A 16251-nucleotide genomic window follows, 5' to 3' on the forward strand; every position below is an offset into this window, starting at 1 on the left:
CTAATTCAGACCATCGCCAGTGTCGCGGGTGAAAACGTAAAAAACCAATCCCATCACCAGCGGCACCAAGAGAAACGCAAACAGCAGCCCATCGGCGGTCGGTGGCGCGAAATGCCCTGAAGCCAGGTCGAACACCGGGCGCGAGGCAAATTGCATCGCCGCCGCCCAGCGCCAGCGTCCGGCCCACCGTGCGACGCGGCCCGATCCGGCCCAGCGCCTCGCCCACCGGAAACTGCACCAGCGCAAAAGCCGCATACCAAAGCCCCAGCAACACCGCCAAATCGCCTACCGTGACGCCAATCTCATCATGCAGAACCGGGGCAACACAGCCAGACAGGTCCGGTAAAACTGGCTGAGCAGGTAGGCTACGACCAGACAGGCAATGGACAGGCGCATGCAGGCTCCGGGGGCGAAAACGCGCGCCAAGCTGCAAGATGGTGCGCATATGCGCAAGGGGCGCTCTTGCCAAGGCGCGCGCAGGCTTTCACGATAGCGCGGACCCACAAGACAGGAGCGATGCGCGATGGAGCTGACCCGATTGATGCTGCGTCTTTATTTCGGCGATGCGATGCTGGGGCCGGGCAAGGCGCGCCTGCTTGAAGCGATCGCCTCGGAGGGCTCGATCTCGGCAGCAGGGCGCGCAATGGGCATGAGCTACAAACGCGCCTGGTCGCTGGTCGAAACGATGAACGGAGCATTTCGCGCGCCCCTCGTGGAAAGCGTGCGCGGCGGCCCCCAAGGCGGCGGCGCGGCGCTGACCGAAACCGGCGAGGCCGTATTGACCGCCTATCGCGCCCTTGAGGCCAAAGTTACGCAAACCGGCGCGGCAGAAATCGCGACGCTGGGCGCGCTGGTGGCCCCGCCCCAGCCCTGATTTGGGCGATCAAACGCGCAAGCTGCCGGGGGCGCGCCAATCCGCCATTGCCTTCGCGCGCGCCCCGGCCCACCCTGATCCCGCTCAAACTGGAGGAAAGCCATGCGTATAACCCTCGTCGCAGCCTTGGTTTTGGGGGCTACCCCCGCCCTTGCCGATACCATCGAAGCCCCCGCCACGATTCGCGCCGTCACCCTGTTCCCCCAAGGGGCGCAGGTAGTGCGCGACATTGAGATTAAAGGCGCGGAGGGCAAGTCCACGCAGGGACCGCATGAGGTTCTGGTGCCGGGGCTGCCGAAAGGCACCGACATCTCGACCCTGCGCGTCAGTGGAGAGGGTGTGCAGATCGGCGCGGTGAGCCTGATCGACGGGCGCGCGCCCGCGCTGTCAGATCAAAGCAGCGCCCAGATCAAGGCCGCGCAGGCCCGTCTGCAACAGGCGCGCGAGGCGCTTGCCAACAGTCAGGATCAGGTCGCCACGATCCGCGCCAAAGCGCAGGCTGCAGAAGATCAGATCACCTTTCTCAAAGGCGCAGGCACGCAGCTCAGTGATCCGGCGCAATTGCAGGCCATGGCGCAGATGGTGGGCGATCAGATCCTTGCCGCCTCTGAACGTGTGATCGCGGCAAAAGCCGATGCGCGCCGCGCCGAAGACGCGCTCAAACCGCTGCAAGAGGCGGTAAAACAGGCGCAAGCAGCGCTGGATGCGCTGCAAAACCCTGCTCAGGATCATGACGTGTTGCGCGCGATGGTCTCGGGCACAGGCACGCTGACAATCACCTCTTTCGTCGGCAATGCGGGCTGGCAGCCAACCTATGATCTGCGCCTTGATCGCGCCGCTGGCCAGTTGGATATGGAGCGATTCGTATCGGTTCATCAGGCGACGGGCGAGGATTGGCGCGGCGTCGATCTGACGCTGTCGACTGCACGTCCGGGTGGGCAATCCGCGCCCACAGCGATTTACCCGCGCCTCGCGCGGATCGGCCCGCCGATGGTTGCCCAACCGCTGTCCAAATCGCTTTCGCGCGCAGCAGGCGCACCCGCGCCGATGAGGACCGAAGCGGCAATGACCGACACGGCTGCGCTGCAAATGCAGGGCGAAACGGTGACCTATCACTACCCGACAGCCGTTGATTTGCGCGATGGGGTGGATGATCTGCGCCTGAAACTGGATGCCAAGACGATCCCCGTCAACGTTCTCGCTGAGGCCGTCCCGCTGTCAGATCCGCAGGCCTATCGCGTCGCGGAGGGCAAGAACGAGACCGGTGAAATTCTGTTGCCCGGGCCTGCGAACCTGTTCGCCGACGGAGCCTTGGTGGGGCAAACGCATCTTCCGATGATCGCGGCGGGCGACAAGCTGCGCCTTGGGTTTGGCGCGATCGAAGGGATTCGCCTGACCCGCACCATGCCCGACACCAGCGAAGGCGATCGCGGGTTTATCTCCAAATCGAACGCGCGTCGTGAAGTGGTGCAGATCGAGGTGAAGAACCTTACCGCGCAGGATTGGCCGATGCGGGTGATTGATCAGGTGCCCTATTCCGAGCAGGACGATCTCAAGATCGAGACCACGGCGACCCCGCCCGCAACCGAGACCGATTACGACCAAAAACGTGGCGTTCTGGCCTGGCAGTTCGATCTGCCAGCAGGGGCGGACAAACAGTTGCGCACCGAAACCACGCTCAGCTGGCCGACGGATCAGGTGTTGCGCTAAGGGCGCTCAGGCGGCGGGGCGCAGCGGCGGCAGCATGAACCGGCGTGAGATCATTGGGGTCTGCGCCGACTCGCTGCGGGACGGGCTCGCGCCCTTCGCCTCGGGTGGTCGCCCCGGAAACGGTGCGCGATAGCGCAGCACCAATTCCCCAAGGCTCGGTCCGATTTCCTCAAGCGCAATCATGAACCGGTCCGAGGGCCATTCGTGCAACCCCAACCGCTGATCCGCGCCACCGGCGCGCAGCACCAACCCCGCGCTGCGTAACCGTATCTGCAAATCGATCCATCCCTGCGCCTGATCCAACGCCTCCTGCAGCGCCCGCATTTCGGGCAGCGCAACGGGGAGCGGATCATCCTCAGGCTCGGCCAGCGGGGTGAGCCCAACACGCAAAGCGTGGCGGATCACCTGCGCCGGAGAGGTGTCACGCGCATGCGCCTCGTGTTCGATCAAAGCGATCAAATCGACGGGCAGGCGAATGGAAACGAGTCGGGTCTGTGTCATGCGACCAATCTGGCCCGCGCCTGCTTAACACCCGGTGAACGCGCGCCAGATTCGCTAACAATCAGATCGTTTCAAACTGGTCTGTCGCTGAATCATACTGCTCCAGCGTGCCCTCGCTGATGTCATGGCGCAGCCCGTGCAGGGTCATGCGGTCATCATCCAGCGCCTCACGCACGAACGGAAACGTCATCAGGTTTTCCAGACTGACCTTGACGGCTTCACGCTCCAATTCGGTCAGCGGATCGGCAGGTTTGCGCTCGATCACGCGCTCATAGCCCGGACGCAACAAATTCAGCCACGCCCCGGTGAATGAGGTCTTCTCTTCCAACTCAGGCGCGTCGCCCGAACACATCGCGTGACAGCCGTGCACCCCCCCGCAATTGGAATGCCCCAGCACAATCATATGCGCGATCCGCAGGCTTTTGACGGCATATTCCACAGCCGCCGACGTGCCATGGTGATCGCCATCCGGGGTGAATTGAGGCACCAGATTCGCGATATTGCGGTGGATGAAAAACTCGCCCTGATCGGCGCCAAACATTGAGGTCACATGCACGCGCGAGTCACAGCACGCGATGATCATCGAACGCGGGCGTTGCCCCTCTTCGGCCAGCCGACGATACCAGGCGCGGTTTTCGGCATAGGCGGTGGCGTGCCAGCCCTGATAGCGGCCCACCAAATAGCTTGGCAGCGGTTTAACGTGTTCTCTCATCGGTCCCTCGCGTGGCTTGCTGTCTCTGTCTAAGCGTCAAATAGCCTGCCCGGCGCATGAATTCGAGTAATTTTCGATATCCCATAACCCTTTCTTGAGACCTCTTTGCCAAACTGCGCGAACTGGTGGGGGCCAGCTGGTCAATTGAGTGAAAGGGGTTTTCGGGGTGGCACAAGTATCGCGATTTACATGTGATGAGGCAAGCGCACTCGATCCGGCACGCATTGTCGTGCTTTATGCGCAGCTTGGGCAAGTGGCGGCAGAGCACGTGATTTCAACCACGATGGAGGATATCGCCCAACATCTTGTCGCGATCGAAAAGTCCGCCAAGGCGCATCAATGGGCCAAGATGATCGCAGACCTGGAGTTGATGATCGCGCTGGCCGAACAGATCGGGCTGAGCTCGATGGTGCTGGTCGCGCAGGATCTGCAAAGCTGTATTGACGCAAACGATCACATTGCGCAGGCCGCTGTTCTCGCGCGGCTGATGCGGCTGGCGGATCGCTCTCTCACCGAGGTGTGGGATCTGGGTGATCTGCGTCTGTGATCTCTTGCAGGCGCGGCTGAGGGCGCTAGGCTGCGCGCGTCAGCCAGCCGCAAGGAGCCACAATGCCTGCCGCCTTTTCCTTCTTCGCCGAGCGTCCCGCAATGCGCTTTGCGCAAAACGCCGAGGGCGCGCGCCCGTTGATAATGGTCGCGCCCGACGGGCTTGAGGCACATCTCGCCACGCTTCCCCCTGCGCAATCCGCATTCGTGCGCGCGCAAGGGTTTGGCGCAGCAGCAGGAACGGTGGCGCTTTTGCCCGGCGCTTTGGGCGTTGAGGGGGCTTTGCTGGGTCTGGGCGATCCGCAAGCCCGCGAGAAGACACGCTTTGCCCTTTCCAGTGCAGCCACGGCATTGCCCGAGGGCGCGTGGAAATTGCATGGCGACCTTGCACAGGATGCCTTGCACGAGGCCGCTTTGGGCTGGCTGCTTGCAGGCTATCGCTTTGCCCGCTACGCGCCCGATGCGCCGCCAAAGGCCCGGCTGGTCTGCCCCGACGGATTGGATCGCGCGCATCTTGAGGCGATGGCCGCGGGCGAAGCCTTCACGCGCGATTTGATCAACACGCCCGCCTCTGACATGGGCCCGGATGAGCTAGAGGGCGCCGCCCGCCTGCTGGCAGAACGCCATGCTGCGCGGGTGACAACCATCTCGGGTGAAGACCTGCTGACGCAGAACTTCCCGATGATCCATGCGGTGGGCCGTGCCTCGCCACGCACGCCGCGCCTGATTGATCTGCGCTGGGGTGACAGCGGGCCTGCGCTGACGCTGGTGGGCAAGGGCGTGTGTTTCGACACGGGCGGGCTGAACCTCAAACCCGGCGCGTCTATGGGGCTGATGAAAAAGGATATGGGCGGCGCGGCCACGGTGCTCGGGCTGGCCCATATGATCATGCAAACCGGGGCAAAGCTGCGCCTGCGCGTGCTGATCCCGGCGGTGGAAAATTCGGTGTCCGGCGACAGTTTCCGCCCCGGCGATATCCTGACTTCGCGCAAGGGGCTAAGCGTTGAGGTCAACAATACCGATGCCGAAGGGCGGCTGGTGCTCGCCGATGCCTTGGCCTTGGCCGATGAGGACCGTCCCGATCTGCTGCTCTGCATGGCCACGCTGACAGGCGCGGCCCGCGTGGCGTTGGGCCCCGATCTGCCACCGTTTTTCACTGATGACGAGGCGCTCGCGGCGGCCCTTTCCCAAGCGGCACATGACAGCGCCGACCCGCTTTGGCGCATGCCGTTCTGGGCCGCCTATGAATCCAAAATCGAACCGGGCATCGCCGATCTCGACAATGCCCCCTCGGGCGGCATGGCGGGCTCGATCACGGCGGCTCTGTTCCTGCGCCGCTTCGTCACGCAAACCCCGCGATTTGCGCATTTCGACATTTATGGCTGGCAACCTGCCTCCGCCCCAGCGCGCCCCAAAGGCGGCGTCGGCCAAGGCGCGCGCGCGATCTTTACCGCCCTGCCCGAGGTCTTGTCATGAGCGATCATCGCCGCCTGCCCTTTTCCGGCACAATCGCCCTTGAATCGCTGCGCGATCACGTTGCAGCGCAACACTACACCCAAGGCACCCCCGCCAGCCTCATCGCCCCGGTCGCGGACCTGTGCCCCGAACCAGACAGCCCGCGCGATCGCCAAGTGCTATTTGGCGCGACGCTCACCTTGATCGAGCAGTGTGAAACCCATGCCTTCGTGCAATCTGACTGGGACGGCTATTGCGGCTGGCTATCCCAATCCGCCCTAGGCGCGAAAACCACACCCAGCCATAGCGTCACCGCCCCGGCCACACATATTTACCGCGAGGCCTCGATCAAGCGCGGCGAGGTCATGGCGCTTTCCATGGGCTCCCGGCTAATGGTCATCGGAGAAACTCCGGACTTCCTGATCACCGCACAGGGCTTTGTGCCCCGCCAACACGCTACACCGCTCACGACACCACTCACCGACCCGGTCGCTGTGGCCGAGGCCCTCTTGGGCACGCCCTATCTGTGGGGGGGCAATTCGCGCAGCGGCATCGACTGTTCGGGGCTGGTGCAAATGGGCCACGCGCTATGCGCACGATCCGTGCCGGGCGATACTGACATGCAATGGCAGGAACTGGGCGAACCCCTGCCCGAAGCCGCCGCTTTACAACGCGGCGATCTGATGTTCTGGAAAGGCCATGTCGCGATGATCTGTGACGCCCAGACCCTGATTCATGCCAATGGCCACACCATGAGCGTCGCCTATGAACCAATCGACGCATCCCGGGATCGAATCGCGGCGTCCGGCGACAGCCCCTATCTGGGCTGCAAACGCCCCACCCCTTTCATCTAGCCTCTAAATACTCCCGCCGGAGGCACCCGCCCTCTCAACGCAGGCCCGCATCCGCTCAATCAATCGGGCGGATCAGCTTGCGTTCCAGAACCCGCAGCACGACCCGCAGATCACCGCCCCGTTTCAGCACCTGACCCTGAGGCCCGATCACCGCATAAATCCCTTGGCGATTGCGCAAAGCGGGGCGTTTCTCGATGCGGTATAGCGGCGTTTCCGCCGCACGGCGAAAAATCGAAAACACCGCCACCTCGCGCAGGAAACTCATCGCGTAGTCGCGCCATTCTCCCGCCGCGACCGCGCGCCCATAAAGCGACAAGATCACGTTCAGCTCGCCACGATCAAAGGCAACCTGCGGGTCGGCAGGGTGTTGCGGGAAGGGTGTGGGCGGTTGCACCGTCATATTGCGATGGTATCGCGTCACGCGCGCAAATCAAGACCATCGCAGTATCGTGCTAGGATCGCTTCACCCTGTCACGGCAGGGTCGCGAAAAGGCCTTGGATTTGCCGCAGATCCCACCCGTTCCCGCCGCCTTTGGGCGCGATACAAGGGATAGCGGAAAACGCTGAAAGTCTCGGCGGTGCGCTTAACAGCCCCCACCCAGTTCGCACCGTCGAGACGCTCCGCGCCGCATCCAAAGCTCCAACCCAAAAGGTTGGAGCTTTCATTTTCGTGATCGATCCGTGATTGCGCTTGGCGCTCGCACATTGCAGGTTGCCCCAAATCACCGGAGCACCCTGATGAACCGCCTCGTCCACACCACCTCTCTCAGCCTGTCGCTTGCGCTGGCGCTGGCCACTTTGACCACGACAGCCCTGGCCAAAGACATTGCCAAAGATCCAATCGCACGCGCGCGCATGGAGCTAATGGATCAGCTTGGCCAAAACCTGAAGATCATTGGCGATATGGCGACCAAGAAAACACCCTTTGATGCAACCGCCGCAGCCGCAGCCACCAGCACTTTGCGTGCCGATGCCGCGAAGGTCACCGATGCGTTTGAGCAAAACACCAGCGACCCGGCTTCCAAGGCGCTGCCCCGACTTTGGGACAATGAAGGCGAGTTCTGGCAAAAGACCCGTCGGCTGCAAAAGGCGGCAGATGCGCTCGATCCCTCCAGCGCGTCAGGGCTGGCCGATGGTCTCAACGCACTCGGCGCATCGTGCAAGGATTGCCACGGTCGTTTTAAGGCCGACTAACCCTCCGCCAGCGCAGAGGGCCGCGCCGCCTTAGCCGCAGTCGATATTGTAAACGTTCCCGCGCGAATCGAGGCGGAACACCACGCGCTGCGGGTTGTAGACCTGATCTTCCACGCCGCGCCATTCCACGATTCGCATCGGCTTGGAGATGCCAAGGCTCTGGATCTGCGCCGCTGGCTGGCCAAGCACCGAGACATAGTTAGCGGCGCCGCATGTGTCGGGCTCGCGCTCTTGCAAGCCGCCTGCGGTCACGGTGGTTTGCGGCGTCAGATAGGGCGTGGGTACCGCCACATCTTGATCTGGCGTTTGCTCAATCGGACCTGCGGGATCGCAAGCTGCAAGCGCCAGCACCGACAACAACACAGCAGGCAAAGCAGAAAATCTGGTCAACATATCGCACCCTTTATTGCATTCACCCGCGCATTCGCGCAGGTTCTTGGCAACTTTTATACCTTGAGGAGACGCCCATGAGAACCCGTGCCGCAGTCGCATTGGAAGCCGGAAAGCCGCTTGAAATCATGGAGGTGGAACTCGACCCACCGAAAGCAGGCGAAGTGCTGATCGAAATCAAGGCCACCGGCATTTGCCACACCGACGAATTCACCCGCTCGGGGGCCGATCCCGAGGGGCTGTTTCCCTGTATCCTCGGCCATGAGGGCGCGGGCGTCGTGCTCGAAGTCGGCGAGGGCGTGACCACGCTCAAGCCCGGCGATCACGTCATCCCGCTTTACACCCCCGAATGCCGCGAATGCCCGTCTTGCCTGTCGGGCAAAACCAACCTTTGCACCGCGATCCGGGGCACACAGGGCCAAGGGCTGATGCCCGATGGCACGACGCGCTTTCACATGCTCGATGGCACGCCGCTGTTTCACTACATGGGCTGCTCGACCTTCGCCAATCACACGGTCATGCCCGAAATCGCGCTGGCCAAAGTACGTGAAGACGCGCCCTTCGACAAAATCTGCTATATCGGCTGCGGCGTGACCACCGGGATCGGTGCGGTGATCAACACCGCAGGAGTCGAGATCGGCTCGACTGCGGCAGTGTTCGGCCTTGGCGGCATCGGGTTGAACGTCATCCAAGGCCTTCGCATGGCCGGGGCCGACATGATCATCGGCGTCGATCTGAACGACGACAAAGAGGAAATGGCGCGCAAATTCGGCCTGACCCATTTCGTGAACCCCACAAAGATCAAGGGCACGGTCGTCGAGGAAATCGTCAACCTGACCAAGAAGGGTGCCGATCAGATTGGTGGCGTCGATTACAGCTTTGACGCGACCGGCAACACCAAGGTGATGCGCGATGCTCTGGAATGCAGCCATCGCGGCTGGGGCGTTTCGGTGATAATCGGCGTCGCCTCGGCGGGCGCGGAAATCTCGACCCGGCCGTTCCAACTGGTGACCGGGCGCGTCTGGAAAGGCACGGCCTTTGGTGGCGCAAAGGGGCGCACCGATGTGCCGAAATTCGTTGACTGGTACATGGATGGCAAGATCGAGATCGACCCGATGATCACCCACACCATGCCGCTGGAGAAGATCAACGAGGCCTTCGATCTGATGCATAGCGGCGAATCGATCCGCTCGGTCGTAATCTACTGATATTGGCGGCGGGCGGCATGGACTTAGGCCATACGCCGCCCCCGCCCCTCGATCATCCAGGCCCCAAGCGTCAGCAGCGCTGCCAACAGCAACCACGCCCATGCGGGTAGAACGGGTTGCACGCGAATGTCTGTCGTGGCGCGCGCCCCGCGCGGCGTGATGCCAATCCAGCCCCGCCCCGATGTTGCACGCCCAACCGCTACTTCGCGGATGCGCGGAATGCCCTCCTCCAGCCGGGTCACAGCCCCACCCGAGGCCGCAATCGCCTTAGCCAATGGCTCACCACTGGCGATGGTTTGTTCAAACTCGCGCGGGCTGGCCGGACCCATCGCGACCACGCGCGCCAGATCACCATCCTTGAGCGTATAGAGACCCGGCCCCGGCGCAGTCCAACGCGCGGTGAACCGCCCCGGCGCGCTTTGGCTTAGCGGCACGTCCTGCACAGTGCCATCGGGCAGCGTCACGCTTGCAGGCGGCACATCATCCTTCATCGAGCGGCGCACGATCGTCATCGACAGCGCGCCCGGGTCGATCTCGGCATACAGCGCCTCTTCTTCCAGCTCAGGTTCCTTCATCTCCCAATGCGCGATCCGGCGCAGCAATTCGAGCTGCGGCCCACCGCCATCATAGCCGCGATCCCACAGCCATGCCTGATCCGAGGCCAGCAGCGCCACGCGCCCCTTGCCCTCGCGCGAGAGCACCAAAAGCGGCTTACCGTCGGCACCCGACATCACGACTTCGCCCTTGGGATCACTCAATTCGACCTGACGCAACCAATGCCCCCAATGGGGCGCTTTCGCGTCATCCTTGGCCTTGTCGGCAGGCGGCGGCGCGCCTTTCAGCCCCGCCGTGACGGGATGGCGCAGACCCAACTCGGTCGGGCGCGGCAGGAAGCTTTCCGACAGCACCCGCCCGGTGGGGCGCGCAGGCATGATCGAGCCAAGGCTGGTTTGATACAGGCTTTCAACGGTCGCATATTCCGGCCCGGCGGCCACCAAGATCGCCCCGCCCCGTTCGACATAATCGCGGATATTATCGAAATAGGACGACGGTAGGATGCCGCGCGCGCCGTAGCGGTCAAAGATGATCAGATCGAACTCGTCGATCTTGTCCACGAACAATTCCTGCGTCGGGAAAGCGATCAGCGACAGTTCCGACACCGGCACACCGTCTTGCTTTTCGGGCGGGCGCAGGATCGTGAAATGCACCAGATCGACGCCCGCATCCGATTTGAGCAGGTTGCGCCACGTACGCTCGCCCGCATGGGGCTGGCCCGAGACCAGCAACACGCGCAAGCGGTCGCGCACGCCGTTGATCTGCACGGTTGCGGTATTGTTGCGCGTGGTCAGCTCGCCCTCAACGGGGGTCAACGTGAACTGCACCACGTTCTGCCCGCCATGATCCAGCGTCAGCGGCAATTCCAGATCGCGCCCGACATTCACGTCATAGGTTTTTGGATTCTTGCCATCGATTGAGATCGTCAGCTTGGCCTTGGTGCCGATACTGGCGGGCACTTTGCCCTGATCCTCGACCTTGAGGCGGATCGAGCTTTCCTCGCCGATAATGCCAAAGGCCGGCGCGGTTTGAATCACCAAACGGCGATCCCAATCCGCCGCGCGCCCGGTCAGCAGCAGTTGCAGCGGCCCGGGCAGATCGGGCGCAAGGGCGGCGTCATGGGCCTGCCCGTCGCTGATCACCACGGCCCCGGCGACACGCGCGCGCGGCTCGCTGGCGAGCGCCTCGGACAGCGCCGCGCCCAACTCGGTCCCGGCATTTTCCGCGCCATCTTTCACCGTGACTCGGCGCGTCTCGACATTGGGCAACGCGTCAAGCTGGGCTTGCACATTGGCGAGTGCCGTATCGGTCTGCGCAGCGCGATCTGATAGCGTCTGCGAGGCAGAGCGGTCATCGATCAGCAGCACGATATCAGACAGCGGCGCGGTCTGTTCGCGTTGCAGCGAAGGCTGCGCAATCGCCGCCAGCAACACCAGCGCCGCCAGCGCCCGCAACGCCCAGCCGCGCAAGCCTCGCCACAGCGCCAGCGCCAGCAGCACCAAAGCCACCCCGCCTGCCGCCCAAATCGCGGGCCACGGCAGCAGCGGCGCAAAGATCACCGACATCCCGCTCATTGCCCCAACCTTTCCAGCAGTGCCGGCACATGGACCTGATCGGATTTATAATTGCCCGTCAGCACATGCATGATCAGATTGACGCCGAACCGATTGGCGATCTCGCGCTGGCGCTCTCCGGTGCGCCCCCGGCCAACCGGGAACATCGGGCGACCGCTGGCATCCACGGCCCACGCCTCGGCCCAATCATTGCCGCCAATCACCACCGGCGTCACCCCGTCATTGAGGTTGCGAAACGGCATCCCGTCGGCGCGCGCGGCGTCGGCGGGCGGGGCCTCGACCCAGATCGTGCCATCATAGCGTCCGGGGAAATCCTGCAACAAATAGAAGGTCCGCGTCAGAACGTGATCCTTGGGGATCGGCGCAAGCGGGGGAATGTCCAGCGGAGCCGCCAGCGCCTGCAGGCGTCGACCGGTCGGCGTAGCCTCACCAAAGCCCGCGACATCGGCATCACGCGTATCAAACAAGATCATCCCGCCGCCGCGCAGATAGCGGTTCAGCTTGGCATATTCCAGCGGGGTGGGGGCGGCTTGATCGGCAGTGATAGGCCAGTAAATAAAGGTGTAAACGGCCAGATCGTCATTTTTCAAATCAACCATCATCGGCGCCGAAGGCTCGACCGTCGTGCGTTGGTTCAACACCGCAGACAGCCCCGTCAGCCCCGCCAGCGAAACCCTGTCAACCTCGGGATCGCCCGAGGGCATCGCCGCCAGCACCACGTTTGACGCCGCCTCGATTGCGCGCGCTTCGCTCATTTCGGCGCGCGCTTGTGGCGGCGTGATACCCGCCAATACCAGCGCAGAAACCAGCGCAGCGGTCTTGATTGCACGCGGCCCCCGCAGTTTGCCCGACAGTGCAAGCGCCGCCAAAATATCAAGCAGCAACGCCCCAAGCGCCAGCGCCAAAAGCCCTCCCTTCAGCGGCGTTTCTTGCGTCTCCGTCGCGCCCTCGACCGCCACAGTGGCAGGCCATGTCGCAGGCGTCAGCACCGCGTCGCGGCCCAGCGCATTCAGCGCAACAGCGCGATCATCGGCGGTGTAAATCCCAGGTTGCAGCTTGGGCCCGGCCACGGCTTTGGCCAGCTCTGCGCCCGGTACACCTGCCGCCGCTCCCGCATCGCGCAGACGCCCAAAGCCATCAAGCAGCTTTTGGGGCACCCAAGTTTGCCCCGCCAAATCCGCCACCTCTGGCGCATTCGGGCGCGCCGAGACCGCCAGCCGCTCTAGCATCTGGGGAAACAGCACCGACAGCGGCAGCGTTGACCATTCGGCATTGGCGCTGACGTGAAACAGCACCAGTGCGCCCTGCCCCAGCTTCGCGCGTGTCACCAGCGGTGTGCCATCGACCAGCGAGGCAATCGTGTGCTTTGCCAGATCCGGAGCTGGCTCGGCCATGACCTGCGCCTTGACGGTTACGTCATCGGGTACCGCAAGACCGGCAAACGGAGAGTCCTCGGGAAAGGGCGCAAGTCCGCGCGGCGCGCCCCAACTCATCGCGCCGCCAATCGAGCGCCCACCCGCCCGCAAACGCACAGGCAACAGCGTATCCGCCGTCAGATCGGCATTGGCCATGCGCGGCCCGGCGAACCGGATCAGCAAACCGCCCTTTTCCACCCAGTCCCGCAGCTTGGATTGCTCGGGCAGATCGGCCATATCGGCAAGGATAATCACGTCGGGATCGGCGGTCAGCACATCATCAAGCGTGCCCTCAATCAGATCCGCCGTTGGCGCAAGCGCCTCGTGCAGGTAATGCGTCGGCGAAAGCAGTTGCAGGCCTTCGCGGTCGCGTGTGCCCGACAAGATCGCAACTTTGCGCCGCTTGACCGCATCATCTGTCAGGCTCACCGCCCCGGCTGACCGCAACCCGCTGATCTCAAACCGGGTGATCCGGTTGCGCAGCTCTGGCGGCAGATCAAAGCGCAGATCGGCGCTCGTTTTGCCCGCGAAATCCAGCGGCACCCGCGCCAATTCGCGCTCAATCCCGGCCGGATCGCGGCCAATCGCTGCGACCTCGCGTGGACTGGGCGGCGGGGCAGAGGCACGCGCGGGCACCACTAGCGCGCCATCCTCAATCCGTGCCGCGCCAAGCGCCAGAACCGGCACCTGCGACTGCCAGACCGTGACCGCCCCGCGCCCCTGCAGAGCACTTAAAATGGCGCTACGATCAGGGCGCGCCAGCCCATCGGACAGCCAAAGCGTATCGAAATTGCCCTGCGGCAGCATCGTGGCTGCATCAAAACTTTGCCCGATCCAAGGGTGCGGCAACACTCCCGGCAAAGCCTGCGTCACGCTTTTTGCGTCGCTAAAGGTGGGCTGCGCGACGGGCGGCTCTGCCAGCGAAATCAGCGCAACACGCCGCCCGGCCTGTTCCGCCGCACTCAGCACGCGTTCCATTCGCTCCGTGCGCACGCGCCAGTTGCCCGCCGAGGCCCAGCTTGCATCGGCGATGATCAACAACGGCCCCGAGCCCGGTTCGGCGCGCTGCGGATTCAGCACCGGGCCCGCAAAGCCGATGATCGCCGCCGCCAACGCCAGCAGGCGCAACGCCAGCAGCCACCACGGTGTGCGCGCGGCTTCGACCTCTGTGTCCTTCAACCCCAGCAGCAGCGCCACGCCCGGAAAACGACGTCGGATCGGCGCCGGCGGCACCGCGCGCAGCAGCAGCCACAGCAGCGGCAGCGCGACAAACCCCAGCAACAGCCAAGGCGCGGTAAAGCCGATCGGGCCAAGCACCATCATCCCTGCCCCCGTCCCAGCGCGCCATATAGCCATAACAACGCGCTTTGGGCCGGATCGCCCGTGTGATGGGTGGAAAACTGCCAACCCGCACTTTGGGCCAGTCGCATCAGCGCATCGCGCCGCTGCGCCAGCCGTTCTTGGTAGCGCCCGCGAAGATCGCTGGCCTTGCGGGTCTCATGCACCAACGCGCCCGACATCGACTGAAAAATCGTGCGCCCGTCATAGGGAAAGGCCTCTTCGTCGGGGTCGAGCACCTGCAACATCACGCCCGTCACACCGCGATCAGCAAGCTGGCCCAAGGCGCTTTCGATGGGCGCAAGATCGCCCAAAAAATCCGATAGGAACACCGCACGAGACTGCGCCGAAATCCCTGCTACCTGCGGCGTGCCGTAATCTTGCTGCCCGCTTGGCGCAGACAAAAGCGCCGCCAGTGCCATCAATTGCGCACGTCCCGGACGCGGCGGGGCGGCAACCCCGGTTAGACCCACGCGCTCTCCACCCCGGATCATCAGCACCGACAGCGCCAGCGCCAAGACCCGCGCGCGTTCCGATTTCGGGGCCCGCGCCGCGCGCCCGGTTTCCGCCCCAGTAAAGTTCATCGAGGCCGCGTCATCGACCCACAGATGCACCGATTGCGCCAATTGCCATTCGCGTTCGCGCACATATTGCGCATCCGAGCGCCCCGAGCGCCGCCAATCCACAAACCGCGCCTCATCGCCGGAATGGGCTGGGCGATATTGCCAGAACTCCTCGCCAGTGCCTGCACGCCTGCGCCCATGCGCGCCCATCTGAACGGTCGCGGCCAAATGCTCGGCGGCCACCAGCAAGGGCGGCAGCGCCGAGGCGGCGGTTTCGGCCTCACGGCGCAGCGCCAAAGCCTGCACGGATGTGTCAGGGGATGCGTTCAAGCCGCGGCCCCTCTGGACCCGGCGGCTACCCCTTCGGCCCCCGTCACCTCAACCAGAACGCGCCCGATCAGCGCATCCAGCGTTTCGCCACGCGCGCGCGCCGCAAAGCTCAGTGCCATGCGATGGATCAGCACCGGACGCGCCATCGCCTGCACATCCTCAAGCGAGGGCGCAAGCCGCCCGTTGATCAGCGCCCGCGCACGCACCGTCAGCATCAAGGCCTGCGCGGCGCGCGGCCCCGGCCCCCAAGCCAGCGCATCGCGTACCAAATCAGACGCCTCGGGCTCATTCGGGCGGCACGCGCGCACCAGATCAAGAATCGCATCGACGATTTTCTCGCCCACCGGCATTTGGCGCACGATGCCCTGCGCCTCGATCAACTCGACGGGCGTAAACACCGCGTGGGCGGCGTCGGCCAAGGTGCCGGTGGTCGCCAGCAAAATATTACGCTCGGTCTCACGGTCGGGATAGTCGACATTGACTTGCACCAAGAACCTGTCGAGCTGCGCCTCGGGCAGCGGATAGGTGCCCTCTTGTTCGATCGGGTTCTGCGTGGCCAGCACATGAAACGGCGGGCCAAGCGGGCGGTGTTGTCCGGCGATCGTGACTTCACGCTCTTGCATCGCCTGCAACAGCGCGGATTGCGTGCGCGGCGAGGCGCGGTTGATTTCATCTGCCATCAGAAGCTGACAAAACACCGGCCCTTCGAGAAAACGAAATGCCCGGCTGCCATCGGGCGCGGTTTCCAGCACCTCCGAGCCCAAAATATCGGCGGGCATCAGATCGGGCGTGAACTGGATGCGATTCGATCCCAGCCCCATCACGGTCGACAGGGTCTCCACCAGCAGCGTCTTGCCCAAGCCCGGCAAGCCCACAAGCAAGGCATGCCCGCCCGACAGCATCGCAGCCAGAACCAGCTCAACCACCTGGTCCTGCCCGATGAAGCGCCGGTCAATGGAGGCGCGCGCATCCGCAAGCTTCCCCCCAAGACGTTCGATATCCTTCATCAGCTGTTCAGGCTCGGCCATGACA

16 protein-coding genes are annotated in these 16251 nt (G+C 63.9%); 7 read left to right on the forward strand and 9 right to left on the reverse strand.

Annotated features, from left to right (window positions below; all coding sequences use genetic code 11):
• Positions 1–156 carry a hypothetical protein gene (locus tag AB4874_RS05095; protein WP_368391236.1) on the reverse strand — a complete coding sequence of 52 codons (156 nt, stop codon included), beginning with the start codon at positions 154–156 and terminating at the stop codon, positions 1–3.
• 367 nt (positions 157–523) lie between these two features.
• Here AB4874_RS05095 and AB4874_RS05105 point away from each other — a divergent pair, with 367 nt between their 5' ends.
• On the forward strand, positions 524–874 hold the full coding sequence (locus tag AB4874_RS05105) for a winged helix-turn-helix domain-containing protein (RefSeq protein ID WP_368391175.1): 351 nt from the start codon (positions 524–526) through the stop codon (positions 872–874).
• 102 nt (positions 875–976) lie between these two features.
• A complete protein-coding gene (locus AB4874_RS05110; protein ID WP_368391176.1) occupies positions 977–2584 on the forward strand; it encodes a mucoidy inhibitor MuiA family protein in 1608 nt (535 codons plus the stop codon).
• Between the two features lie 6 nt (positions 2585–2590).
• Here the strand turns inward: AB4874_RS05110 and AB4874_RS05115 are convergent, their stop codons facing one another.
• Together AB4874_RS05115 and AB4874_RS05120 are read right to left on the reverse strand one after the other, a co-directional pair.
• Positions 2591–3085 (reverse strand): ribbon-helix-helix domain-containing protein, encoded by a 495-nt coding sequence (locus AB4874_RS05115; RefSeq protein WP_368391177.1) that lies wholly within the window; start codon positions 3083–3085, stop codon positions 2591–2593.
• Positions 3086–3146: 61 nt separating this feature from the next.
• Entirely contained in the window at positions 3147–3797 is a 651-nt protein-coding gene (locus tag AB4874_RS05120) for a carbonic anhydrase (protein ID WP_295532586.1), read from the reverse strand.
• Positions 3798–3963: 166 nt separating this feature from the next.
• Here AB4874_RS05120 and AB4874_RS05125 point away from each other — a divergent pair, with 166 nt between their 5' ends.
• The 3 genes from AB4874_RS05125 to AB4874_RS05135 all read left to right on the forward strand — a co-directional run bounded on the left by AB4874_RS05125 (position 3964) and on the right by AB4874_RS05135 (position 6652).
• Complete coding sequence (locus AB4874_RS05125; RefSeq protein WP_295532584.1) at positions 3964–4344, forward strand: hypothetical protein; 381 nt, start codon at positions 3964–3966, stop codon at positions 4342–4344.
• Positions 4345–4406: 62 nt separating this feature from the next.
• A complete protein-coding gene (locus AB4874_RS05130) occupies positions 4407–5819 on the forward strand; it encodes a leucyl aminopeptidase family protein (protein WP_368391178.1) in 1413 nt (470 codons plus the stop codon).
• The gene (locus AB4874_RS05135; RefSeq protein WP_368391179.1) at positions 5816–6652 is read left to right on the forward strand and encodes a C40 family peptidase; all 837 of its coding nucleotides are present in this window, start codon (positions 5816–5818) and stop codon (positions 6650–6652) included. The genes AB4874_RS05130 and AB4874_RS05135 overlap by 4 nt, the downstream gene beginning before the upstream one ends.
• 55 nt (positions 6653–6707) lie before the next feature.
• On the opposite strand, the gene AB4874_RS05140 is transcribed toward AB4874_RS05135, so the two are convergent.
• The gene (locus AB4874_RS05140) at positions 6708–7052 is read right to left on the reverse strand and encodes a DUF2794 domain-containing protein (protein ID WP_368391234.1); all 345 of its coding nucleotides are present in this window, start codon (positions 7050–7052) and stop codon (positions 6708–6710) included.
• Positions 7053–7390: 338 nt separating this feature from the next.
• Here AB4874_RS05140 and AB4874_RS05145 point away from each other — a divergent pair, with 338 nt between their 5' ends.
• Positions 7391–7846: a c-type cytochrome gene (locus AB4874_RS05145; RefSeq protein ID WP_368391180.1), complete on the forward strand. Its 456-nt coding sequence runs from the start codon at positions 7391–7393 to the stop codon at positions 7844–7846.
• Between the two features lie 30 nt (positions 7847–7876).
• Here the strand turns inward: AB4874_RS05145 and AB4874_RS05150 are convergent, their stop codons facing one another.
• Positions 7877–8239 carry an I78 family peptidase inhibitor gene (locus tag AB4874_RS05150; RefSeq protein ID WP_368391181.1) on the reverse strand — a complete coding sequence of 121 codons (363 nt, stop codon included), beginning with the start codon at positions 8237–8239 and terminating at the stop codon, positions 7877–7879.
• 74 nt (positions 8240–8313) lie between these two features.
• Here AB4874_RS05150 and AB4874_RS05155 point away from each other — a divergent pair, with 74 nt between their 5' ends.
• Positions 8314–9444, forward strand: coding sequence for an S-(hydroxymethyl)glutathione dehydrogenase/class III alcohol dehydrogenase (locus AB4874_RS05155; RefSeq protein ID WP_295532572.1), 1131 nt, complete (start codon positions 8314–8316; stop codon positions 9442–9444).
• 23 nt (positions 9445–9467) lie between these two features.
• Here AB4874_RS05155 and AB4874_RS05160 read toward each other — a convergent pair whose 3' ends face one another.
• The 4 genes from AB4874_RS05160 to AB4874_RS05175 are packed head-to-tail and all read right to left on the reverse strand — an operon-like array spanning position 9468 to position 16247.
• On the reverse strand, positions 9468–11573 hold the full coding sequence (locus AB4874_RS05160; RefSeq protein WP_368391182.1) for a hypothetical protein: 2106 nt from the start codon (positions 11571–11573) through the stop codon (positions 9468–9470).
• Complete coding sequence (locus AB4874_RS05165; RefSeq protein WP_368391183.1) at positions 11570–14311, reverse strand: DUF4159 domain-containing protein; 2742 nt, start codon at positions 14309–14311, stop codon at positions 11570–11572. The genes AB4874_RS05160 and AB4874_RS05165 overlap by 4 nt, the downstream gene beginning before the upstream one ends.
• The gene (locus AB4874_RS05170; RefSeq protein WP_368391184.1) at positions 14308–15219 is read right to left on the reverse strand and encodes a DUF58 domain-containing protein; all 912 of its coding nucleotides are present in this window, start codon (positions 15217–15219) and stop codon (positions 14308–14310) included. Before AB4874_RS05170 ends, AB4874_RS05165 begins: the two co-directional genes overlap by 4 nt.
• Positions 15216–16247, reverse strand: a complete 1032-nt coding sequence (locus AB4874_RS05175) for an AAA family ATPase (RefSeq protein ID WP_295532564.1) — start codon at positions 16245–16247, stop codon at positions 15216–15218. Before AB4874_RS05175 ends, AB4874_RS05170 begins: the two co-directional genes overlap by 4 nt.
• Positions 16248–16251 lie beyond the last annotated feature (4 nt).

The sequence above is a fragment of the Thioclava arctica genome, from assembly GCF_040892615.1.
Lineage (GTDB): Bacteria > Pseudomonadota > Alphaproteobacteria > Rhodobacterales > Rhodobacteraceae > Thioclava > Thioclava arctica.

Bases quoted from the DNA above. Each gene is read 5' to 3' on its own strand.
- AB4874_RS05105 (WP_368391175.1), top strand. From the start codon at position 524: ATGGAGCTGACCCGATTGATGCTGCGTCTTTATTTCGGCGATGCGATG.
- AB4874_RS05165 (WP_368391183.1), bottom strand. From the start codon at position 14,311: ATGATGGTGCTTGGCCCGATCGGCTTTACCGCGCCTTGGCTGTTGCTG.
- AB4874_RS05110 (WP_368391176.1), top strand. From the start codon at position 977: ATGCGTATAACCCTCGTCGCAGCCTTGGTTTTGGGGGCTACCCCCGCC.
- AB4874_RS05120 (WP_295532586.1), bottom strand. From the start codon at position 3,797: ATGAGAGAACACGTTAAACCGCTGCCAAGCTATTTGGTGGGCCGCTAT.
- AB4874_RS05115 (WP_368391177.1), bottom strand. From the start codon at position 3,085: ATGACACAGACCCGACTCGTTTCCATTCGCCTGCCCGTCGATTTGATC.
- AB4874_RS05175 (WP_295532564.1), bottom strand. From the start codon at position 16,247: ATGGCCGAGCCTGAACAGCTGATGAAGGATATCGAACGTCTTGGGGGG.
- AB4874_RS05145 (WP_368391180.1), top strand. From the start codon at position 7,391: ATGAACCGCCTCGTCCACACCACCTCTCTCAGCCTGTCGCTTGCGCTG.
- AB4874_RS05130 (WP_368391178.1), top strand. From the start codon at position 4,407: ATGCCTGCCGCCTTTTCCTTCTTCGCCGAGCGTCCCGCAATGCGCTTT.
- AB4874_RS05155 (WP_295532572.1), top strand. From the start codon at position 8,314: ATGAGAACCCGTGCCGCAGTCGCATTGGAAGCCGGAAAGCCGCTTGAA.
- AB4874_RS05135 (WP_368391179.1), top strand. From the start codon at position 5,816: ATGAGCGATCATCGCCGCCTGCCCTTTTCCGGCACAATCGCCCTTGAA.
- AB4874_RS05160 (WP_368391182.1), bottom strand. From the start codon at position 11,573: ATGAGCGGGATGTCGGTGATCTTTGCGCCGCTGCTGCCGTGGCCCGCG.
- AB4874_RS05140 (WP_368391234.1), bottom strand. From the start codon at position 7,052: ATGACGGTGCAACCGCCCACACCCTTCCCGCAACACCCTGCCGACCCG.
- AB4874_RS05095 (WP_368391236.1), bottom strand. From the start codon at position 156: ATGCAATTTGCCTCGCGCCCGGTGTTCGACCTGGCTTCAGGGCATTTC.
- AB4874_RS05150 (WP_368391181.1), bottom strand. From the start codon at position 8,239: ATGTTGACCAGATTTTCTGCTTTGCCTGCTGTGTTGTTGTCGGTGCTG.